The organism is Isoptericola halotolerans (genome assembly GCF_013149785.1).
In the GTDB taxonomy this organism is placed as follows: domain Bacteria; phylum Actinomycetota; class Actinomycetes; order Actinomycetales; family Cellulomonadaceae; genus Isoptericola; species Isoptericola halotolerans.
The window spans coordinates 600,310-621,224 of record NZ_JABEZU010000002.1; the positions used below are offsets into that span (position 1 = coordinate 600,310).

Sequence of the window (20,915 nt, forward strand, 5' to 3'; positions counted from 1 at the left end):
GCTTCAGGCGGACTCGCCCTCGACGAGGCGCGGGACGAAGATCCGCGGCTCCGGGTGCACGTCGTCGCCCGCCAGCATGTCGAGCAGCGTGGACGTCGCGGCCGCCACCATCTCCACGACCGGCTGCAGCACCGTGGTGAGCCGCGGCGTCGTGCGCTCGGCGCCGAGGGCGTCGAAGCCGACGATCGCGACGTCGTCGGGCACGCTCCTGCCGTGGGCGCGCAGGACCTGCAGGGCACCGGAGGCCATCAGGTCGGACGCGGCGAAGACCCCGTCGACGTCGGGGTGCTCGGCCAGCACCCTCTCCATGGCTGCCGCACCGCCCTCGACGGTGAAGTCCCCGGTCGCCACGGCGTCGGTGGGCAGCCCGGCGCGGCTCAGGGTCCGGCGCCACCCTTCGTAGCGGTCGAGCGCCGCCGTCATGTCCTGCGGGCCCGTGAGAGCTGCGACGCGGCGGCATCCGCGATCGACCAGTCGCTGGGTCGCGACCCGTGCGCCCGCCGCGTTGTCGACGTCCACGTAGTGCAGTCCGGCGCTGTCGAACGGCCGGCCCACGAAGACGCCGGGCAGCGTCCCCGAGCGCAGCTCCGGCTCGAGGCGGTCGTCCTTGTGGTGCGACGCGATGATGACGCCGTCGACGTGGCCGCTGTTGAGATAGCGCGCGATGTGCCCCGGGCGCTCGCCCTGGCGTGCCAGCAGCAGCACGAGCTGCAGGTCGGTGCCGCCCAGACCTTCGCTGACGCCGCGCACCACGCCGGCGAGGAACGGGTCGGTGAGGATCCGCGCGTCCGGTTCGGGCACCACCAGCGCGATGGAGTCCGTCCGGCGTGTCACGAGGGAGCGAGCTGCCCGGTTGGGGGCATAGCCCAGGCGCAGGATGGCGGCGTCGACGGCCTGCTGCGCCTCGGGAGAGACACGGTCGCCCCCGTTGATGGCGCGCGACGCGGTGGAACGGGAGACGCCGGCAGCGCGCGCGACGTCGTCGAGCGTCGGGACGATGTGCTTCGTGACCACGTTCGGAGACTACCTTTCGCTCAACCGCGGGCCGGGACGACGTTGTCCCGGGCGACGTCCGCGTACCAGCGACCCGACGACTTGACGGTGCGCTCCTGGGTCTCGTAGTCCACACGCGTGAGGCCGAAGCGCTTGGAGTAGCCGAGAGCCCACTCGAAATTGTCCATCAGCGACCAGGCGAAGTAGCCGCGCACGTCCGCACCGGCATCGATCGCGTCCTTGAGCGCACGCAGGTGCGCGTCGAGGAACTCCAGCCTGTCCTGGTCGTCCACCGTGCCGTCCTGCTCGACGACGTCGGGGTACGCGGCACCGTTCTCCGTGACGAACATCGCGCTGCCACGGGGCCCGGTGTAGTCCTCCTGGAGACGCAGGAGCAGCCGGGTCAGACCCTCGGGCTGCACCTCCCAGCCCATGTCGGTGGTCGGCAGGCCGCGTGCGTGCGGGTGGATCCCCTCCGGCACGGGGTTGGGCGAACGCGTCACCCAGAGAGGGCTGCCGGCGTCCTGGTCGCGAGCGCCGTCGGGACCGGCGGTCGCGAGGGGGGCGTCACCACGGGGTTCGGGCGTGGCCGCCACGGCGCCGCCGTTGTAGTAGTTGACACCCAGCACGTCGATCGGCGTCGAGATGATCTCCAGGTCACCGGGCCGGATGAGCTCGGCGAGACCGAGGTGCGCGACGTCGACCAGCAGGTCCTGCGGGTAGGCGCCTCGCAGGATCGGGTCGAGGAAGATGCGGTTGAACATGCCGTCGTCGCGTCGGGCGGCGTCGACGTCGGCCGGGTTCGTGGGGTCCACGGGGTCGGAGACGGTGAAGTTGAGGGTGATGCCGAGCGACGCCTGCGGGACCCGGTCGCGCAGTGCTTCGACGGCTAGCCCGTGGCCGAGCATGAGGTGGTGCGCCGCGGCCAGCCCGAGCTCCGGTGACTTCTTGCCCGGTGCGTGGGACCCGGAGGTGTAGCCGAGGAAGGCCGAGCACCAGGGCTCGTTGAGCGTGGTCCACACCGGGACGCGGTCGCCGAGGGCGTCCGCCATCACCGCGGCGTAGTCGGCGAACCGGGAGGCGGTGTCGCGTGCCGGCCAGCCGCCCAGGTCCTCGAGCGCCTGGGGCAGGTCCCAGTGGTACAGCGTGAGCCACGGCATGATGTCGGCTGTGAGCAGCTCGTCGACGAGCCGGGAGTAGAAGTCGAGGCCCTTCCGGTTGACCGTGCGGCCGTCCGGCACGACCCGGGCCCACGACGTCGAGAAGCGGTACGTGTCGAGGTTGAGGCTCTTCATGAGGGCCACGTCCTCGCGGTACCGGTGGTAGTGGTCGCAGGCCACCATGCCGTCGTCACCGTGGTGCACGGCACCGGGGATGCGGCAGAAGACGTCCCAGACGGAGTCCTGTCGGCCGTCCTCGTGGCCCGCCCCCTCGACCTGATAGGCGGCCGTGGCGGTGCCCCACAGGAAGCCCGGAGGGAACTCGACGCTCCCGGAGCTGTTCGGGGTCGCGTGCGTCAGCGGGGCCGACGGGGTGAACGGGACGGTCGTGCCCGGTGCTGTGGTGCGGGCTCCGGTCGCCGGCATGCTCAGAGTCATCTCAGCTGTACTTCCCTGTGGGTGGGAGGGCTGTCCGGACGGTCGGAGCCGTCCGGACAGCCCTGCGGTCGAGTGTGCGGGTCAGCCCTTGACCGCGCCAGCCATGATCCCGGCGACGAGCTGGCGGCCCACGAAGAAGAAGAGCACCAGCAGCGGGAGCGTGACCAGGAAGATGCCACCCATGACCAGCGAGTAGTCCACGAAGTAGTTGGCCTGCAGCGATCGGACGACCAGTGGCAGGGTGGGGTTCTCGTTGGTGAGGATGATCGAGGGCCAGAAGTAGTTGGTCCACTGCTGGACGAACTGGAAGAGCCCGAGCATCGCCGCCGCCGGCAAGGCGGCCGGCATCGCGATCGACCAGAACGTGCGGATCATGGACGCCCCGTCGACCCGCGCCGCCTCGATGAGCTCGTAGGGCAGCGCCTCGGAGAGGTACTGGGTCATCCAGAAGACGCCGAACGCCGTGACCAGACCCGGCAGGATGACCGCTTGGACCTTGCCGTACCAGCCGATCTCGCTCATGAGGATGTACAGCGGGATGATGCCGAGCTGCACGGGGACGGCCATGGTGGCGATGACGAAGACGAGCAGCGGCCCCCGGCCACGGAAGTTCAGCTTGGCGAACGAGTACCCGGCCAGCGTCGAGAAGAGCACCACCGACGCCGAGGAGATCACGGCGATGAGGGTGGAGTTCCACAGCGCCAGCCAGAAGTTGATGTTGGAGTCGGTGATGACCGTGGCGAACTGCGTGAAGAGGCTCGCGTCCGGCAGCCACTGCGGGATCGGGTTCTGCGCGATGGACGTGGGGTCGGACGAGCCCAGCAGCAGCGTGTAGTACAGCGGGAACATCGAGATCAGCAGGACGGCGCCGAGCAGGATGTAGGTGACCTTGCCGGCGCGACGGGCGGAACCGCCGACCGGTGCTCTGCCGCGGGAGCGACGCTTGGCGGCGGCTCGGGCGGCGCTGGCGCCGGCGGTCTGCGCGGTGACGGCGACGGAGCTCATCGGACGTCCTCCCCGGGGTTCGGGCTCTGCGGGCCGGCAGGCGGCCGCACGGGCGGGATCGACGGTGGGGGTGGTGGTGAGCCTTGTCCTGCTCCCGGTGTTCCGCCGGGTGCGGCGGACGGGACCGGCCCGTCGTGGCTCGCGGCCGCGGCCCTGGCCTCGGCCAGGAGCCTCTTGGTGTGCCGGCGGCTCACCTTCGGCCCGCGCCCGCCGCCGGTGGCGATGCGCTGCGTCAGGAGGAAGTTGATCATGCCGATCAGGACGATGAGGAGGAACAACAGCCAGGCGACGGCAGCCGCGCGGCCGAAGCTCTTCTGGTTGCCCCACGCGACGTCGTACAGGTAGACGACGGTGGTCATCCAGTCGCGGTTCGGGCCACCGAGGCCCTGGGAGTCGTACATGCGGACCTCGTCGAAGATCTGCATCCCGCCGACGGTCGAGGTGATGACCACGAAGATGACGGTGGCGCGGATCTGGGGGACCGTCACCGAGAAGAACTGGCGGACGCGCCCGGCACCGTCGATGACCGCGGCCTCGTAGAGCTCACGCGGCACGGCCTGCATCGCGGCGAGGAAGATCAGCGTGTTGTAGCCGGTCCACCGGTAGTTGACCATCGTGGAGATCGCGAAGTGGCTGGCCAGGCGGTCACCGTGCCAGGCGACCGGGTCGACGCCGACCAGGCCGAGCACCTCGTTGATGAAGCCGTACTGGTCGGCGTACAGGCGGCCGAAGATCATCGAGATGGCGACGGGCGCGACGACGAACGGGACCAGGACGCCCATGCGCCAGAAGGTGGCCGCCCGGAGGTTCTGGTCGAGGATCGCGGCGATGGTGATCGCCATGATCACCTGGGGCACCGACGAGAACAGGAAGATGGAGAAGGTGTTGACGACCGACTTCCAGAACAGCGGCTGCTGCAGCACCGCGACGTAGTTCGCCATGCCGACGAAGTCGCCCTGACCGCCGAGCAGGTTCCAGTCGTACAGGCTCACGATCGCCGTGTAGACGAGCGGGAAGAGCCCGACGACGGCGAAGAGCAGGAAGAAGGGGGAGATGTACAGGTAGGGCGAGATCTTGACGTCCAGCCGGCCGAGCCGCTGGGAGAGGCCGAGCCGTCGTGGTGGACGGTCGGGTCCGCCGCGCGCGTGCGCGGGCTTGGTGGGGGACAAGAGGGCCATGAGCAGTTCCTGTACGTCTCTCCGTGGGGTGGGGCTGGGCACGTGTCGGGCCGGCCGCCGGGGTGGCGACCGGCCCGACACGGTGTCTCACTGGAGGGTGCGGGGCGGCTGACGCCTCACACCCGGGTGACCGACGTCGTCACTGGATGACGTTCTGGGCGTCCGTGACGGCCGTCTCCCAGGACTTCTCCGGGTCCTCGCCGTTGAGGTCGACACGGTTGATGCCGTTCTGGACCTCGGCGTGGATCGCGAAGTAGTTCGCACCCTTGAACGGGGCGCCGTCGATCGACTGGGCGCGGGTGGCGAAGATCTCGCCAGCCGGAGCGCCGCTCATGAAGTCGTTGACGTAGGCCAGAACCTCGTCGGACTGCTGGACCTCGATCTGCGAGGGGAAGGTGCCGGAGTTCTCGAACGCCTGGGTCTGGATCTCCGGGGAGGTCAGCCAGTCGGCGAGCTCAGTGGCCGCCTCGGTGTTCGCACCGGACGCCGGGACGGTCAGGAACGACCCGCCCCAGTTGCCGCCGCCACCGGGGAAGACGTCGGCGATGTCCCAGCCCTCGATGCTGCCGGCGCGCTCCTCGATCGGACCGGTCATCCACGACGGGCAGAGCATCGTGGCGAAGGCGTCGTTCTGGAAGCCGGCGGACCAGTCGTCGCCCCACTGCTCGAGACCGGCGGACAGGTCGTCCTCGACCGCGGCGGTGAGCACCTGGTCGTACAGGTCCTTGACCTGGGTGTTGGTGGCCAGGTCGAGGGGCTCACCGGTGGCCGGGTCCTCGTAGGCGGCGTCGAGCTGGTTGACCATGCCCTGGAACGTGGCCTGGGCCGAGTCGAACCAGGCGTCGCCGCTGGCCTCGGTGTACTCCTTGCCGGCCTCGAAGTAGGACTCCCAGGTGGCGCCCTCGCCGCCGATCCACTCCGCGACCTCCTCACGCTCGGACGGCATGCCGGCCGCCTCGAGCAGGTCGGAGCGGTAGCAGATGGCCTCGGGGCCGATGTCGGTGCCGTAGCCGATGAGCTGGCCCTCCGGAGTGGTGGCCTGCTCGACCTTCCAGTCCACCCAGCGGCCGTCGATCGTGGGGAGGTCGGCAAAGAGGCTCGGGTACTGCATGAGCTCGGGCAGCCAGTCGACCTCGATGGCCTCGATGTCGGCCAGCCCTTCGCCGCCGGCGGCGAGCTTGGTCGTCAGGTTGGTGCGGGCGTCGCCCGACTCTGCGGCCGTGACGTGCTCGATGGTGACGTTCGGGTGCTCGTCGGCGTACTGGGCCAGGAGCTCCTCGGTGTACCCGAAGTCGTTGAAGGTGGCGACGGTGAGAGTGATCTCTTCGTCCATCGCCTCGCCGTCGCCGTCGCCCGTGGTTCCGGGGTCCTCGGAGTCGCCTGAACAGGCGCCGAGGATCAGGGCGAGGGACGCGATGCCGGCAGTGGCCGCTGCGACGCGACGGCTCCGGCGGGGGCGGGTGCTGCTGAGCACGGTGACTCCCTTGTCTGGTTGGTTCATGCGTGGTGCGTTTCTGGAAGCGCGTCCACCTCTGACGTGGTAGCGCTTCCACGACCAACCACGATGCTCCCGTCGCGAGGCTGCCACGTCAAGCCCTGCCGGTGATCGATGCGGGACGGTGATCTCGCTGACCTGCGTCTTCGCAGGTCACAAGGCTGGTGGGAGCGCTCCCGTGATCAAACCGTGATGCGACCGCCCGCCCCGGTCCGGTCGTCGAGGGCCATGACGAGGTCGCCGGGCGCGGGTCAGTTCCGCGCCAACCACTCCCGCCCGGCCCGTTCCTCGGCCTCCAGGGTGCGCCGGACGGCGCCACCGGCGGCCTCCTCCACGGTCCCGGAGAAGACGGGGACGGTAGCGCGGACCTCCCCGTCGTACACCTGGCGGGTGCCGCCGTCGGGCAACGGTTCGAGCAGCAGCGACCCGGTCATCCGCACGGGCGCCCCGGCGATCTCCACGGCGACCGTCCCGACCTGCCGGCCCTCGCGCTCCGGTTCCCACGCCTCGGCCTGACGCACCTCGAGGTGCTCGCCCACGAGCTGGCGGAGCTGGACCGGGATGAGGTCCGTCGGCAGGGTGCGTCGCAGCGACACGGTGAACCCGGAGGCCGGGTCCCCGGTCACGTCCACCTGGGAGGCCGCACCGGCGTCGGGACGCGCCGCCCGCCACCGCACGAACTCCGCGTCGGCGAGCATGGCGGCCACGGCGGCGACGTCCGCCGGGTAGGTCTGCTCCACGGTCAGGTGCACGGTGCACAGCCTACCGGCGTGCCCTGGACGAGCACGCGCCCCGTACGCTGGTGGGCGTGTCCGCCATGAGTGATCTGATCGCCGAGCACGCCGAGCTGGCCGGGGGAGACCTCGAGTGGCTCCACCTCCTGGTCGGCGACTGGCAGATCGTCTCCGACCTCGCCTTCGCCGACCTCGTGCTGTGGCTCCCCACCGCCGACGGCCGCTTCGTCGCCGTCGCGCAGTGCCGACCCAGCACCGGAGCCACCGTCCACTACGACGACGTCGTGGGTTCCTTCGCTCCCGAGGGGCAGCGTCCGCAGCTCGCCGCCGCGATGCACGAGGCGCGCGCCCAGCGCTCGCGCGAGCCGCGCTGGTTCGGCGCCTACGCCGTGCGGGAGGAGGCGGTGCCCGTCGTGCACGACGGGCGTGCGATCGCCGTCGTCGCCCGGCAGACGAACCTCGGCTCGGGGCGCACGCCCAGCCGTCTCGAGCTCAACTACGTGGAGTCCGCGGACGACCTGCTCGCGATGATCGGTCGCGGCGAGTACCCGTCGCCCAACGCGGCGACGGGCCCCCGACGAGGCGCCCCGCGCGTCGGGGACGGCCTGATCCGGCTGAACTCCGAGGGGGAGGTGCTCTACGCCAGCCCGAACGCGCTGTCCTGCTTCCACCGGCTCGGGGTCATCGGGCCGCTCGTGGGGCAGTCGCTCGTCGAGGTCACCGCGGGGATCGCCGAGCAGCAGGACACCGTCGACGAGTCGCTGCCGCTCGTGGTCATGGGCCGTGCGCCGTGGCGCACCGACATCGAGGCAGGTCGCGTGGCGCTGTCGCTGCGCGCCCTGCCCCTGACGGACCGCGGGCAGCGCATCGGCGCCGTCCTGCTGTGCCGCGACGTGTCCGAGCTGCGTCGCCGCGAGCGCGAGCTGATGACCAAGGACGCGACGATCCGCGAGATCCACCACCGCGTCAAGAACAACCTCGCCACCGTCGCGGCGCTCCTGCGCCTGCAGGCCCGGCGCATGGAGGTCCCTGAGGCGCGGGCCGCCCTCGAGGAGGCCATGCGTCGCGTCGCGACCATCTCGCTCGTGCACGAGTCGCTGTCCCAGACCCTCGACGAGAGCGTCGAGCTGGACGACATGCTCAAGCGGGCGCTGCGGCTGGCCGCGGACGTGGCCTCCACCCGCGCCCAGATCAGCACCCGGCAGAGCGGCTCGTTCGGGCTCGTGCCCGCCCAGGACGCGACCCCGCTCGCGCTGATCCTCACCGAGCTCGTGACCAACGCCGTCGAGCACGGCTTCCCGGGACAGGAGACCGGCACGGTGTCCATCGACGTCGAGCGCGAGGACGCGTCGCTGAGGGTCGTCGTGGCGGACGACGGCGTCGGGATGCGGGACGGCATCGACGAGCTCGGCCGTGCCTCCCGCAGCGGACTGGGGTCCCAGATCGTCAAGACGCTGGTCGTCAACGAGCTGCGCGGGACGATCGACTGGCAACCACGCGAGGGCGGTGGCACCGAGGTCGTCCTGCAGGTGTACCTGCGGGGCGAGGCGCAGCGCTGACGCCCACGACGCGCAGGGCGGACGACGCGCGGGGCGGACGACGCGCGGGGCGGACGACGCAGAAGGGCTCCCCGCTCTCAGGAGCGGGGAGCCCTTCGTGGTGCTCGGGGTGCCTCAGCCGGCGCGGCGGGCGCGAGCGGTGCGCCGCTTCAGGGCGCGGCGCTCGTCCTCGCTCATGCCACCCCAGACGCCGGCGTCCTGGCCGGACTCCATGGCCCACTTGAGGCAGTTGTCGACGACGTCGCAGCGGCGGCAGACGGCCTTGGCCTCCTCGATCTGCATGAGGGCCGGGCCGGTGTTGCCGATCGGGAAGAAGAGCTCCGGGTCCTCGTCGAGGCAGGCTGCCTTGTGGCGCCAGTCCATGTCATCTCCTCAAGTGGTCTGTGATCGGCCCGGGCGGCGCGCGGTCGGGGCATGCCGAGAGGCAGCCGTCTCCGGGCTGATCGTTCAGGGGGGTTCGGAATCTCCATCCAGAATCACACCTCGTGAAGGTGGGCACAAGGGGTTACGACAAGATTTCTACGCCGTGAACCCTGAGGGTTTCATCACACTGCACAAACTTTCGCCGTCGCCGTATCCTGGCGTGTCATGCCCGCACCCGCCGCACCTTCGCCCGACACCGGCCCGGTCCACCCGCGAGGTCCCGTCCCCCGGATGCTCGTCGCCGTGCTCGGGATCGTCGGCCTCGAGGCCCTGGCCATGATCGTCTTCGCCGGCGCCGTGCTGGTCGAGCTGGTGGGCGGCGGCTCGACGAGCCTCGGGGTCAGCGTGTTCATCGTCCTGTTCTTCCTCGGGCTGGCGTGGCTGCTCCTCGGCTGCGGGCTGGCCGTCCGGCGAGGACGGCGGCGTGGACGGACCCCGCTCGCCGGGTGGCAGGTCTTCCAGGGCATCATCGGCCTCTCGCTGCTGACCGCCGGGACGAGCGCCGCCGTCGTCGGCGGCCTCGCCCTCGTGCTGCTCGCCGCGGTCGCCCTGTGCGGGCTCATGACGCGGTCGGTCGTGGAGCACACCGCCGCCTGACCGGCCGCGCGGGCAGTGCCGTCCGCTCCTGTCACGCCCTGTCGGTCACGGTCCGGCCGCCTGCAGAGCGCGTGCCCGGCCCGCATCGACCAGGACGCCCCGCCCGGCCCGGCCCGGCCCGCCCTCGGCGAACTCGTCCAGCGGAGTGCCGAGGACCTCGTCGGCGTCCCGGCCGCCGGCCCCGAGCACGACACCGTGCCGCCGGGCCCGCAGCTCGGCCAGGGGCCCGCGGTGCGCCATGAGGGCGCCCTGGGTCGTGGCCGAGGCGACCAGGACGACGCCACCGTCCTCGGCCAGCATCGCGAGGCGCTCGGCCTCGACGGGGCACGCCTGGGCGACCATGTCGAGGTCGTCCACGACGACGTGGGACCTGGAGCGCCGGTCGCCGCCGTCGTGCGCCGCCGACAGACCCTCGACCAGCCGTCGGACGGAGGACGGCGAGGCGCTCGAGACGACATGGTCACCGGGCTCGGCACGCAGCGCGGGGTCCCGGGACACGACGGCGGCGAGGGCGCAGGCGCTCACCAGGGAACGCACGACCGTCCGCAGCACGGTCGTGCGTCCCGAGCCCCGTGGGCCGACCACCAGCGCACCCTGCGCCACGTCCAGGGCGACGGGCACCGCGGCGTCGTCCCCCACGCCGACGACCACCGGTCGCGAGCCGTGCCCGAGCTGCTCGCCGGCAGCGCCGGTGCCGGCCCGCTCTCGCACCTCGGCCAGGTCCGCCCACGGGACCCGTGCCGGCAGCGGCTCGACGCGGACCGGACCCGCGAGAGGAGGCGCTCCGCCCCCGGCCGGGGGCACCGACGGCAGGAGCACCTGGCAGCCGAGCGGGGTTCCCGTCGTGAGCCAGGCGGCGCGCCCGGGCGTACCACCGGTGCCGGCGAGCCCTGCCGGTGCGCCTCGCATCACGTCGTCGTGCTGGTCCGTGCCGAGCAGCACGAGGCGTGGCCCGACCCGCGCCGCCACGCCGCCGACGGCGGCCGAGTCGGCGGACAGCGCGAAGGCCACGCGGCTCGTGGCAAGCGCCGACACGAGGGGGTCGCTCGCGTCGCGTCCGACGAGCGCCGCCCGCAGCTCCTCGACCCGGTCCACCACGACGAGCGTTGGTTCGCCGCCGTCCGACGAGCGTGGCCGGTCGAGGAGCCCGAGCAGACGACGCGCCCGACGGGGATCGTCAGGGCCGGTGACCGTCCCGAGGCCCGGGTGCCCGGACAGCCCGTCGAAGGCCGGCACGGCCGAGCCGGGAGCGAGGACGTGCACGTGCCAGCCCCGGGCCAGCGCCGCGGCGGCGAGCGACACGAGCGTCGTCGTGCGGCCCGACCGGGTGGCACCGACGACGGCGAGATGGCCGGTCCGTGGGTGCCAGCGCACCAGCAGGCGACGCTGGCTCCCGGGGTCGTCGGCGAGCGCGAGCGGCAGTGCGCCCGGTTCGTCGTCGGAGGTGGGCATCCGCGGGGGGACGTCTGCCTCGATCACCCGCACCGGTAGCGGTGGCAACCAGGGTGCCGGGCCCGGGCGGAGACCGAGGCGGTCCGCCGCTGAGCGTGCGGCCTCCACGGTGGCGGCGACCGGCTCGCGGGCGGTGGCCGACGCCGAGGCTCCGTCGGCGACGGGTCCGCCGTCGTCGGCCGCCCGGCCGCACCCCGGGCGGTCCGCCCCGGCGGGGTGCTCCGGTCGCCAGGCCGCTGCGCGTCGCACGACCGGACCGCCGCCGTCGGGCACGGTCCCGGCGTGCGCGCACTGCAGGGCGACCGGTGCGCCGGAGCCGATGCGCAGGACCGCGCGCCCCGGTGCCCCCAGGGGGACGGCGGCGGCGGCCGCCGTGCCGACCACGTCGTGGGAGTCGGCGGCGTCCACCACACGCAGCGCGATGCGGGCCGAGACGTTCGCCCGCACGTCGGTGCTGACAGCGCCGGAGGGACGCTGCGTCGCCAGGACCAGGTGGACGCCTAGAGACCTGCCCTGGGCGGCGACCCGGAGCAGCCCGGGCAGGAAGTCGGGCAGGTCGTCGGCGAGCGCGCGGAACTCGTCGATGACCACCACGAGACGAGGCAGGGTGCCAGGTGGAGCGTCGTCCAGCGACGCAGCCCGGTGCTCGGCGAGCACCCGCTCGCGGCGGCCCAGCTCCGCGCGCAGGCCCGCGAGCGCACGGCCGGCCAGACCGGGCTCGAGGTCGGTGACCTGCCCGACCACGTGCGGCAGGTCCGCGCACCGGCCGAACGACGCCCCGCCCTTGAAGTCGACCAGGGCGAGCGCCAGGTCGGCGGGAGACCGCGTCAGGGCCAGGCCCAGCACGAGGGACTGCAGCAGCTCGGACTTGCCCGAGCCCGTGGTCCCGGCGACCAGCAGGTGCGGCCCGTCGCCGACCAGGTCGAGCTCGACCACGTCGCCCGTCGCGTCGACGCCGAGCGGCACCCGCCAGCCGGTGGCGTCCGCCCAGCGCTGCGCGGGGTCCGCGCCGTCGAGCAGGTCGCCGAGGGCCACGACGGCGGGCAGGCCGGCCGCCGTGACGTCGGACCCGTCGCGCTCGGCGCCCGAGGGGACGCCCTGCCCGGAGCTCTCGGCGTCGTCGAGGTCGGTGAGCGACCGCCGCAGCGCCCCCAGTCCCGCGAGCCGTCGCGCGGCACGCCCTGCCCAGGACGGCGTGACGCCCACGCCGGGCTCCGTGCTGTCGGTGCCGTCCGGTGCGGTGCGGTGGACCAGACCGTCAGGGGCGACCCGCACGACGGCACGGCACCAGGACGGGGCGGGCACCTCTCGCCCGCCGGGCTCGTGGGGCAGGCACAGCACGACGGCGTGCCCACGGCGGACCGCGTCGTCCGCGACGGCGAGCGCCTCCGGGTCGGGGTCGTCGACCACGAGCAGGTGGCTCGACGGTTCGGGTGCGGCCCCGTCGTGACCCGGCGTGAGCCAGCGGCACCAGTCCCAGGCACCGTGCCCGCCGCCGACGACCTGCACCGACGCGCCGGTCGCGGCGAGGTCGACGACGACGGCGCGGGCGACGGCGCGGGCGGCCCCCGTGGGGCCGCGCACCGCGAGAGCACCGTCGGGCAGCAGGTCCCGCGGGGACCGGGCGGGCGCGGGGACGGCTCGCTGCGCACCTGACCGGCCCCGGCCCGCCAGCGTCTCGAGGGCGCGGTGCCACGCGACGTCGGAGGCCTGGTGAGCCGCGACGACGCGGGCAGCGGTCACCCACGGGGCGGCGCCCGCCGGACGAGCCCCCGGCGTCCGGACGTCCGGCGCCTCCGCGGTCGACGCGCGGCGCCGACGGACGACCGCCACGACCTGGGGTACCAGGGCGACGACCGCGACCAGCGAGAACAGGGCGTACAACGGCTGGCGCAGCATGACGGCCAGCCCGATCGCGCCGAGCACGGGGACCGTCCCGGTGAGCAGCATCGCCGTGCTGACCGCCGGGGTGGTCGAGGGGCCGTCGGACGACGGGGCGAGCCAGGTCGCGACGTCTCCGGAACGGTGCAACGCGTAGCGGCGTCCGGTCACCTCCAGGAGGGTGCCGGGGCGCCACCGGCGTCGCAGCGGCCCCAGGCGACGCCGGCGCTCGCGGCCGCGGTCGACCCGGACCGTCGCGGCCTCCGGACGGGTGCGCGCACGTCGGTCGCCGACCGGGAACCAGGACGGGGACACGCGGTGGGAGCGCAGACGGACCCGGCCGCGGGCGTCCGTTCGGACGGTCACCCCTCGGGCGGACCCGCCGACGACGACGGGACGGCCCGGCGCGAGGGGGAGCGTCTCCCCGGCGTCCGGACCGGTGGTGGACGCGACGAGCCACGGGCTGCGCAGCGCGGCGACGTCCGGATCCTCCCGGTGACGCCGGTCCGCACCGACCACCCGCAGGGTGGCCCCGGGCAGCAGCGGTCGCCGGCCGACGACCGCGTCGTCGCCGACGGCGGCGCCGTCGGCCTCGAGCCGGGCGTGCCAGAGCTCGGGGCGACGGACGAGATCGGCCAGGGGTGCGCGCAGGTCGCCGAGCCGGGCGCCCTCGGGCAGCTCGACGTCCTCGCCGGGGTGCAGCGTGAGGCGGACGGGCATGGGGCCAGCGTGCCGCCGTCGTCTCCCGTCCCGCACACACCGTCCACACCCTGTGGAAACCGCGAGGTCGACCCTGCCGTCCCGAGATTGACCCTCCACGGGTCGGTCTCGGGACGGCAGGGTCGACCTCGCGCCCGCGCCGGGTTCAGTCCGCGGCGAGCGCCTCCACCGGGGAGGCCTTGAGCGCCGTGCGGGCCGGGGCCACCGAGGCGACCAGACCCGCGACCAGCGCGACCAGCAGCACCAGGGCCACGTCACGCCACGGCACCGAGAGCGTGACGTCGCCCATCACCCCGAGGGCGGCGGCCGCGCCCGACCAGCCGTACACCAGGCCCAGGGCGACACCGAGCACCGCGCCGACCCCGGCGATGAGCAGGCCCTCGATCGCGAGCATGCCGCGCAGCTGCGCCTTGGACAGTCCGATGGCGCGCAGCGTCGCCGACTCCTTGCGCCGCTCGATCACCGACAGCGACAGGGTGTTCGCCACCCCGATGAGGGCGATGACCACGGCCACGGCCAGGAGCCCGACCACGATGCCGAGCAACGTGTCGATGAGCTGGTCGAACATCGCACGCTCCACGACCGCGCCGGTGACCTGCGCCGGTTCGTCCGCGTCCGCCACCGCGAACTGGATCGCGCCGACCGCCGCGTTCGGGTCTGCGGCGTCGGACAGGGAGACGTACATCCCGTTCGCGACGAGACCGGGTTCCGCCGCCGCCGCGTCCTCCCACGCGAGGTAGCTCGCGTAGGGGTCGTCCACCACCGCGACGGTGAACGACTCCGTGCCGCCCGGTCCGCTCAGCGCCATCGTGTCGCCGGCCGACAGCTCGAGCCCGTCCGCGAACCAGGAGCCGAGCACCACGGTGCCGGCCTCCAGGCCGGCGAGGTCGCCGGGAGCGTTCATCACCGCACGAGCAGCGGCAGGGTCGACGGCCAGGATGTCGAGCGTCCAGGGGGAGACGGCGTCCGCGCTGTCGGCAGGCACCCACGCCCCGTCCTCGTCGAGGGCGAAGTCCGGCGACTCCAGGGTGACGTTCGCGAGGTCGGCGACCGACGAGACGCCCTCGGCCGTGGCGACCTCCGCGCGGAGCTCGTCCGGCAGCGCGGTCGGGACGCCGGCGTCGTCGTAGAACGTGCTGGAGACGACGACGTCGACGGGGTACTGCTCGTCCAGCGCCTCGGTGAGCGAGGCACGGGCGCTCGCCGCGCCCGTCGACATCATCGCGACGAGCGTGACGCCGATGAGCAGCGCGGTGCTCGTGGTGGCGGTGCGGCGCGGGTTGCGCAGCGTGTTCGCCGCGGCCAGGCGCGCCGTCGGGCCGGAGGTGCCCACCAGCCGGCCGGCCAGGGAGGTGACCTTCGGCAGCCAGAACACCGCACCGACCGCGACACCGATGAACGACGACGCTCCGCCGGCGATACCGGCCAGCAGGCCGACGGTGGGCTCCTGGGCGATCGTGCCGAGGAGCGCGCCGCCCGCCAGCAGGGCGAACCCGAACACGGTGGCCAGGAGCGAGAGCACCAGGCGCACCCTGCCGGCACGTCGGGAGACCGACGGTCCGTCGGCGGGTCGCAGCGCCGCCAGGGGGGCCACGCGGGTCGCCACGCGAGCCGGCACGAGTGCCGCGCCCACGGTCACGAGGACGCCCACGACCATCGGGATCACGATGACCTGCCAGGTCAGCGCGATGGTGTCCGGCAGCGGGACGGCGACGTCCATGGCGTGCGCGATCCAGAGGGCCGACTGCCCCAGGAGCACCCCGAGCAGCACACCGGCGGCCGAGGCGATGGCACCCAGGATGGCCGCCTCCGTGAGCACACCCCGTCCGACCTGTGCCTTGTCGGCACCGACGCACCGCAGCAGCGCCAGGGTGCGGGTCCGCTGGGCGACGAGGACCTGGAAGGTGTTGGCGATGACCAGGCCTGCCACCACCAGGGCGATGGCGGCGAAGGTGAGCACGAAGACGAGGAACATCAGGTCCTGGTCACCGGTGAACGAGGCCGCCACCTCGGAGGCCCGTACGTCCGTCTCGACCACCCAGCGCGCGTCGTCGGTGGAGGTCGTCCCGCCGATCTCCGCGGCCAGGGCGGCCTGCACCGCGGCGACGTCGGCACCCGGGTCGAGCGCGACCGAGACCTCGGTGGCGCCACGCTCCGTCCCCCAGGACGCCGCCTCCCAGTCGAGGAACGTGTCGGCGTCGAGCACGGCGGCGCCCTGGCTCTGCGCGTAGGCGCCGTAGGGGTCGTCCAGGAGGCCGACGACGACCGGCTGCTCGGTGATCTGCTGCCAGCCGCCGTCGGTCATCTCGTCCCGGGTGACGGCCACGGTGTCCCCGACCGCGACGTCGAGCCGCTCGGCGACGTCGGCGGGCAGCGCGACCTGGTCCCTGCCGTCGGGCATGGCGCCGTCCGTCACGTCCAACGGCATCAGCCGCGGGTCGGTGGTGGGGATCGTGAGCTGGTACACGGTGCGGTTGCCCACCGTCAGACCGAGGCTCGTGCCGTTCACGGGAGCAGCCGCCGTGACCCCGTCGATCGCCTCCAGCGCGCCGACGTCGGTGATCGGCGTGTCCGTCGTGGCGCCGATCACGAGGTCGGCGTCGGCGTACCGGGCGGCGATGGAGTCGTTGACGGTGCGGGTGATGACGGCGCCGGCCAGCAGGGTCGCGGCGACGAACGCCGTGCCGATGACGATGGCGATGCCGGCCGCCGTGAGCCGCCCCGCGCTGCGGCGCATCTGCGCCAGGGTGATCTGCAGCATCACGCACCCGCCTGCGTGCCGTCGTCGGCGACCGGGCCCTCGAGGGAGCGCAGCGCGTCGAGGCCGGCGAGGACGGCCTCGGGCGTGGGGTCGCTGATCTCGCCGGCGATCCGGCCGTCGGCGATGAGGATCACACGGTCGGCGTACGCGGCGGCTGCCGGGTCGTGGGTGACCATGATGATGGTCCGGCCGAGCTCGCGCACCGAGCGTCGCAGGAAGCTGAGCACCTCCGCGCCGGAGCGGGAGTCCAGGTTGCCCGTCGGCTCGTCGGCGAAGACCACCTCCGGCTGGGCGATGAGCGCGCGGGCGATCGCGACCCGCTGCTGCTGGCCGCCGGACAGCTCGCTCGGGCGGTGCTCGAGGCGCTGCTCGAGCCCGAGCGTGCGCACCAGGGTGTCGAACCACACGTGGTCGACCTTCGCCCCGGCGAGCTCCAGCGGCAGGGTGATGTTGTCGCGGGCGCTGAACATCGGCAGCAGGTTGAACTGCTGGAACACGAAGCCCACCCGGTCGCGGCGCAGGCGGGTCAGCGCCTTGTCACCGAGCCCGGTGATCTCCGTGGTCCCGAGGAACGCCTGACCCGACGTCGCGGTGTCGAGCCCGGCCAGCAGGTGCATGAGGGTGGACTTGCCCGAGCCCGACGGGCCCATGATGGCGGTGAAGCGACCCTCGGCGAAGTCGACGTCCACACCGTCCAGGGCGCGCACCTGCGCCTCTCCGGTGCCGTAGGTCTTGGTCAGACCGCGCGCCCGGACGGCGAGCCGTCCGTCGGCGGGGGTGTCGGTGTCGTTGACGGGGACGAACACGGTGGTGTCCACGGGATGTCTCCACGGGTCTTGCTCCGGCGGCTCCCGGACGGGAGCTCGATGACACCACCGACGCTACGGAGCCGGCGGCCCGCCGTCGTCGGCCCCCGGGTGGGTCGTGCGGGCCGCTCAGGTCATACCCAGGGATGACCCGACCCTGAGTGCTCCCTGAGGGCCGACCCTCAGTCCGTGCCGTCCGCGCGGCCCCGGAGCAGCACCAGCACGGCACCTCCGAGGAGCAGGCCGGCCACGACCACGGCCCCCACGTAGCCGGAACCACCCAGCATCCCCTCGAGCAGCACCCGGCTGCGGGAGGTCGGGTCGGCGAGCACCATCGCGACGAAGGCCGCGACGACAGCGACCACCACGCCGGTCAGGACCCGCTCCCACCGTCTGTCCAGCGTGGCGTAGCCCATCACCCGTCGTCCGGCGCGCACGATGTGGCGGGCCCGCAGCACCCGGAGCGCACCGACGGCGCGCACGAGCCGCAGCAGCTGTGTCGGACCGATCGCCAGCACCGCCGAGACCACGATCGCGACGGTCACGACGACCAGCCACCGGTGCTGACGGACCCAGCGGCGCTTGTCGCGCGAGACCGCGAACAGCACGACGGTCTCGCCCAGCAGCACGGCGCCGGTCAGCAGGCTGGCGACGGTCCCCACGGACCGGTACGGCTCGTCGAGCAGCGTCAGCCAGACCGCCGGCACCGACACCAGTGCCGCGACGACCACCGGCCAGGCGAGGCGCCGCGCCCACCGTGCCTCGGGCCCTTCGGGGGGCTCGGTCGCTTCCGCCACGGCCCGGTGGTCGCGCGCGGGCGGGTCGGGGACGGGGCGCACCGGACCAGGGTAGAGGCGCTCAGGAGCCGGGTCGCACGAGCCCGATCTCGTAGGCGGTGACCACGGCCTGGACGCGGTCGCGGGCACCGAGCTTGGCCAGCACCCGGCCCACGTGCGTCTTGACGGTCGCCTCGGCGACGAACAGCTCCGTGGCGATCTCGGTGTTCGACCGGCCACGCGCCATGAGCACGAGCACCTCGCGCTCACGGTCCGTGAGCCCGGCGAGCGCCTCCTGCGCCGGACCGGTGGACGTGGCCGGCAGGGCCGTGACGAGATGCTCGAGCAGGCGGCGGGTCGAGGACGGCGCGATGACGGCGTCGCCGCGGTGCACGGTGCGGATGGCCGCCAGCATCTCCTCGGGAGGTGCGTCCTTGAGCAGGAACCCGGAGGCGCCGGCCCGGATCGCCTCCAGGACGTACTCGTCCAGGTCGAACGTCGTCAGGACGACGACGCGGGGCGCCTCGGGCCTGGAGGTCAGGCGGGACGTCGCCGTGAGCCCGTCCATGGTCGGCATGCGCACGTCCATGAGCACGACGTCCACGGGGTGGTCGGCGAGCAGCCGGAGCGCCTGGGCGCCGTCGGAGGCCTCGACGGCCACCGTGAGGTCCGGCTGGGAGTCGATGACCATCCGGAACCCGGCCCGGACGAGCTGCTGGTCGTCGACGAGCGCGACGCGCACGGGGTCGTCGGACGGTGCGACGGTCATGCGGGCTCCTGGGTCTCGTTGTCGAGCGGCTCGGGCGGTGCGGTGGCGGGCACCGGCATCGTGAACCGTACCCGCCAGCCGCCGCCGGGCCGTGGGCCGGCCGTGAGGGTGCCGCCGAACATCGCGGCCCGCTCACGCATCCCGACCAGGCCGTAGCCGGCGTCACCGCTGCCGGCCGAGGCGCCGCGGCCGTCGTCGGCGATCTCGAGCACGACGTTCGCGGACTCCCAGCGCTGCACGACGGTGACGCGCGGGTCCGGTCCGGCGTGCTTGCGCACGTTGCTCAGAGCCTCCTGCACGACCCGGTGGAGCGTGAGCCCGGCGCCGGGCGGCAGGCGTCGCGCCCGCCCGACGCGCACCAGGGACACCCGCGTCCCGGCGTCGCGGGCCTGGGCCACGAGCGCGGCGAGGTCGGCGTCGTCGGGTTGCGGCGTCAGGGGTGCGGCGCCCGACGACGGCACGCGGCCAGGGCGCGCCCCGCCGCCCGTGGTGCTCGGCCGGTCCGGGCCGCCCGCCGTCGGACCCGTGCCGCCCTCCGCGGGACCGCCTTCCTGCCGTGGCTCGTCCTCGCGCAGGACCCCGAGCAGCCGACGCATGTCGGACAGGGCGGCGCGGCCCGTCTCGGAGATGACGTCGAGCGAGCGCACGGCGGCCGCCGGGTCCTGCGAGGCGGCGTACCGGCCGCCGTCGGCCTGGGCGACGACGATGGACAGCGAGTGGGCGACGATGTCGTGCATCTCGCGGGCGATGCGCGCGCGCTCCGCGGCGGTGGCGATGCGGGTCTGCTGGTCCCGCTCGATCTCGAGGCGTTCGGCCCGGTCGCGCAGGGCGTCCAGGGTGACCCGGCGCTGCCGGCGGACGACCGCGAGGGCCCAGACGGCCAGGCCGATCACCGCGGAGAACATGCTGACGGCGGCGAGCTCGTTGAGCGCGCTCGTGCTCTGCTGCTGCACGGCCACGACCGGCCCGATGAGGAACGACCCGACGACCGTCGAGGCGATCGCGGTGACGTGCGCCCACGTGGGGCCGTAGACGGTGACGGCCCACAGGGCGGCGAGGACCGCGAGGTCGGAGGGGAAGAGCAGGGGGTAGCCGGCCAGCAGGTGGGCGAGCGCCACCGCGTAGACCGCCACGGCCGACGCCACCGGCCGGGTGCGTCGCCACGCGAGGGGTGCGACGGTGAGCACGGACCACACCGTCCCGGCGACGTCGATGGCCCACGGGGCGAGGACGGGGGTGGTGGTGGAGAGCACGAAGAGGCCGAACGCGAGGGTGCCCGTCGCGTCGACGACGAACCGGTGGCGCTCGAACCATCCGGCGACCTGTGCGGACCATCCCATGGTCGTCAGGGTAGGCAGGTGGGACGGCTCGCGCGTCCGTCCCAGGTCGGACCCGAGGGATCACGACATGCCACCTCAGACTGACGAGGTCGTCGTGTCCCGACGTGCCGGGACCAGGCACATTGCCGCTAGCATGAGGGAATGACCCACGTACTGCTGGCCGAGGACGACCCGGCGATTGCCGAGCCTTTGGCGCGGGCTCTCACACGTGAGGGTTACGACGTCGTCGTGCAAGGAACCGGTCAAGGAGCGATCGACAACGCCGGGGACGCGGACATCGTCGTCCTGGACCTCGGCCTGCCGGACATCGACGGCCTGGACGTCGCACGCGAGATCCGTGGCCGGGGCCTGACCACGCCGATCCTCGTGCTGACCGCGCGCGCCGACGAGGTCGACCTCGTGGTCGGCCTGGACGCCGGTGCCGACGACTACGTCACCAAGCCGTTCCGGCTCGCCGAGCTGCTCGCCCGGGTCCGGGCGCTGCTGCGGCGCACCCACGGCGAGGCGGCGGAGGACGAGGAGCTGCGCGCCCAGGACGTCCGCGTCGACGTCGCCGCCCACCGGGCGTTCCAGGGGGAGCGCGAGCTGCACCTGACCACCAAGGAGTTCGACCTCCTCAGGGTGCTCGTGGGCAACGCGGGCTCCGTCGTCGTGCGTGACACGCTCATGCGTGACGTGTGGGGATCCGACCCCGTCGGCTCGACCAAGACCCTCGACATGCACGTCTCCTGGTTGCGCCGCAAGCTCGGTGACGACGCGAACTCGCCGCGCTACGTCTCCACTGTCCGGGGCCTCGGCTTCCGGTTCGAGCTCGGCCAGCAGGCCTGA

At 73.4% G+C, this 20,915-nt stretch carries 16 protein-coding genes; 3 read left to right on the forward strand and 13 right to left on the reverse strand.

Annotated elements, in window-relative coordinates:
* Positions 1-3 precede the first annotated feature (3 nt).
* The 6 genes from HDG69_RS10490 to HDG69_RS10515 form a co-directional block, all read right to left on the reverse strand.
* A complete protein-coding gene (locus HDG69_RS10490; protein WP_171783718.1) occupies positions 4-1,014 on the reverse strand; it encodes a substrate-binding domain-containing protein in 1,011 nt (336 codons plus the stop codon).
* Between the two features lie 20 nt (positions 1,015-1,034).
* Positions 1,035-2,591, reverse strand: coding sequence for a glycoside hydrolase family 1 protein (locus tag HDG69_RS10495; RefSeq protein WP_171783719.1), 1,557 nt, complete (start codon positions 2,589-2,591; stop codon positions 1,035-1,037).
* Between the two features lie 81 nt (positions 2,592-2,672).
* Complete coding sequence (locus tag HDG69_RS10500) at positions 2,673-3,596, reverse strand: carbohydrate ABC transporter permease (RefSeq protein WP_171783720.1); 924 nt, start codon at positions 3,594-3,596, stop codon at positions 2,673-2,675.
* The gene (locus tag HDG69_RS10505) at positions 3,593-4,774 is read right to left on the reverse strand and encodes a carbohydrate ABC transporter permease (protein WP_171783721.1); all 1,182 of its coding nucleotides are present in this window, start codon (positions 4,772-4,774) and stop codon (positions 3,593-3,595) included. Before HDG69_RS10505 ends, HDG69_RS10500 begins: the two co-directional genes overlap by 4 nt.
* Positions 4,775-4,913: 139 nt before the next feature.
* Entirely contained in the window at positions 4,914-6,275 is a 1,362-nt protein-coding gene (locus HDG69_RS10510) for an ABC transporter substrate-binding protein (RefSeq protein WP_171783722.1), read from the reverse strand.
* Positions 6,276-6,520: 245 nt separating this feature from the next.
* The gene (locus tag HDG69_RS10515; protein WP_171783723.1) at positions 6,521-7,021 is read right to left on the reverse strand and encodes a DUF2505 family protein; all 501 of its coding nucleotides are present in this window, start codon (positions 7,019-7,021) and stop codon (positions 6,521-6,523) included.
* A 65-nt stretch (positions 7,022-7,086) separates the two neighbouring features.
* Between HDG69_RS10515 and HDG69_RS10520 the strand changes: the two genes are divergently transcribed.
* Positions 7,087-8,562, forward strand: a complete 1,476-nt coding sequence (locus tag HDG69_RS10520; RefSeq protein ID WP_171783724.1) for a sensor histidine kinase — start codon at positions 7,087-7,089, stop codon at positions 8,560-8,562.
* A 114-nt stretch (positions 8,563-8,676) separates the two neighbouring features.
* Here HDG69_RS10520 and HDG69_RS10525 read toward each other — a convergent pair whose 3' ends face one another.
* Positions 8,677-8,925, reverse strand: coding sequence for a WhiB family transcriptional regulator (locus HDG69_RS10525; protein WP_106267737.1), 249 nt, complete (start codon positions 8,923-8,925; stop codon positions 8,677-8,679).
* A gap of 225 nt (positions 8,926-9,150) precedes the next feature.
* On the opposite strand from HDG69_RS10525, the gene HDG69_RS10530 reads away from it, so the two are divergent.
* The gene (locus tag HDG69_RS10530; RefSeq protein ID WP_171783725.1) at positions 9,151-9,582 is read left to right on the forward strand and encodes a hypothetical protein; all 432 of its coding nucleotides are present in this window, start codon (positions 9,151-9,153) and stop codon (positions 9,580-9,582) included.
* Positions 9,583-9,627: 45 nt separating this feature from the next.
* Here the strand turns inward: HDG69_RS10530 and HDG69_RS10535 are convergent, their stop codons facing one another.
* The 6 genes from HDG69_RS10535 to HDG69_RS10560 all read right to left on the reverse strand — a co-directional run bounded on the left by HDG69_RS10535 (position 9,628) and on the right by HDG69_RS10560 (position 20,087).
* Positions 9,628-13,635 carry an FtsK/SpoIIIE domain-containing protein gene (locus tag HDG69_RS10535; RefSeq protein WP_171783726.1) on the reverse strand — a complete coding sequence of 1,336 codons (4,008 nt, stop codon included), beginning with the start codon at positions 13,633-13,635 and terminating at the stop codon, positions 9,628-9,630.
* Between the two features lie 145 nt (positions 13,636-13,780).
* A complete protein-coding gene (locus tag HDG69_RS10540) occupies positions 13,781-16,396 on the reverse strand; it encodes an ABC transporter permease (protein WP_171783727.1) in 2,616 nt (871 codons plus the stop codon).
* The gene (locus HDG69_RS10545) at positions 16,396-17,214 is read right to left on the reverse strand and encodes an ATP-binding cassette domain-containing protein (protein WP_171783728.1); all 819 of its coding nucleotides are present in this window, start codon (positions 17,212-17,214) and stop codon (positions 16,396-16,398) included. Before HDG69_RS10545 ends, HDG69_RS10540 begins: the two co-directional genes overlap by 1 nt.
* A 170-nt stretch (positions 17,215-17,384) precedes the next feature.
* Entirely contained in the window at positions 17,385-18,041 is a 657-nt protein-coding gene (locus HDG69_RS10550; protein ID WP_216645452.1) for a hypothetical protein, read from the reverse strand.
* A gap of 19 nt (positions 18,042-18,060) precedes the next feature.
* On the reverse strand, positions 18,061-18,747 hold the full coding sequence (locus HDG69_RS10555) for a response regulator (RefSeq protein ID WP_171783729.1): 687 nt from the start codon (positions 18,745-18,747) through the stop codon (positions 18,061-18,063).
* Positions 18,744-20,087 carry a sensor histidine kinase gene (locus HDG69_RS10560; RefSeq protein WP_171783730.1) on the reverse strand — a complete coding sequence of 448 codons (1,344 nt, stop codon included), beginning with the start codon at positions 20,085-20,087 and terminating at the stop codon, positions 18,744-18,746. Before HDG69_RS10560 ends, HDG69_RS10555 begins: the two co-directional genes overlap by 4 nt.
* Before the next feature lie 141 nt (positions 20,088-20,228).
* Here HDG69_RS10560 and HDG69_RS10565 point away from each other — a divergent pair, with 141 nt between their 5' ends.
* Positions 20,229-20,915 carry a response regulator transcription factor gene (locus tag HDG69_RS10565; protein WP_171783731.1) on the forward strand — a complete coding sequence of 229 codons (687 nt, stop codon included), beginning with the start codon at positions 20,229-20,231 and terminating at the stop codon, positions 20,913-20,915.

What these genes read in the sequence shown, in the direction of transcription:
- HDG69_RS10505 (WP_171783721.1), bottom strand. Translation starts at nt 4,774, where the DNA reads ATGGCCCTCTTGTCCCCCACCAAGCCCGCGCACGCGCGCGGCGGACCC.
- HDG69_RS10555 (WP_171783729.1), bottom strand. Translation starts at nt 18,747, where the DNA reads ATGACCGTCGCACCGTCCGACGACCCCGTGCGCGTCGCGCTCGTCGAC.
- HDG69_RS10510 (WP_171783722.1), bottom strand. Translation starts at nt 6,275, where the DNA reads ATGAACCAACCAGACAAGGGAGTCACCGTGCTCAGCAGCACCCGCCCC.
- HDG69_RS10495 (WP_171783719.1), bottom strand. Translation starts at nt 2,591, where the DNA reads ATGACTCTGAGCATGCCGGCGACCGGAGCCCGCACCACAGCACCGGGC.
- HDG69_RS10525 (WP_106267737.1), bottom strand. Translation starts at nt 8,925, where the DNA reads ATGGACTGGCGCCACAAGGCAGCCTGCCTCGACGAGGACCCGGAGCTC.
- HDG69_RS10560 (WP_171783730.1), bottom strand. Translation starts at nt 20,087, where the DNA reads ATGGGATGGTCCGCACAGGTCGCCGGATGGTTCGAGCGCCACCGGTTC.
- HDG69_RS10565 (WP_171783731.1), top strand. Translation starts at nt 20,229, where the DNA reads ATGACCCACGTACTGCTGGCCGAGGACGACCCGGCGATTGCCGAGCCT.
- HDG69_RS10530 (WP_171783725.1), top strand. Translation starts at nt 9,151, where the DNA reads ATGCCCGCACCCGCCGCACCTTCGCCCGACACCGGCCCGGTCCACCCG.
- HDG69_RS10535 (WP_171783726.1), bottom strand. Translation starts at nt 13,635, where the DNA reads ATGCCCGTCCGCCTCACGCTGCACCCCGGCGAGGACGTCGAGCTGCCC.
- HDG69_RS10520 (WP_171783724.1), top strand. Translation starts at nt 7,087, where the DNA reads ATGAGTGATCTGATCGCCGAGCACGCCGAGCTGGCCGGGGGAGACCTC.
- HDG69_RS10540 (WP_171783727.1), bottom strand. Translation starts at nt 16,396, where the DNA reads ATGCTGCAGATCACCCTGGCGCAGATGCGCCGCAGCGCGGGGCGGCTC.
- HDG69_RS10500 (WP_171783720.1), bottom strand. Translation starts at nt 3,596, where the DNA reads ATGAGCTCCGTCGCCGTCACCGCGCAGACCGCCGGCGCCAGCGCCGCC.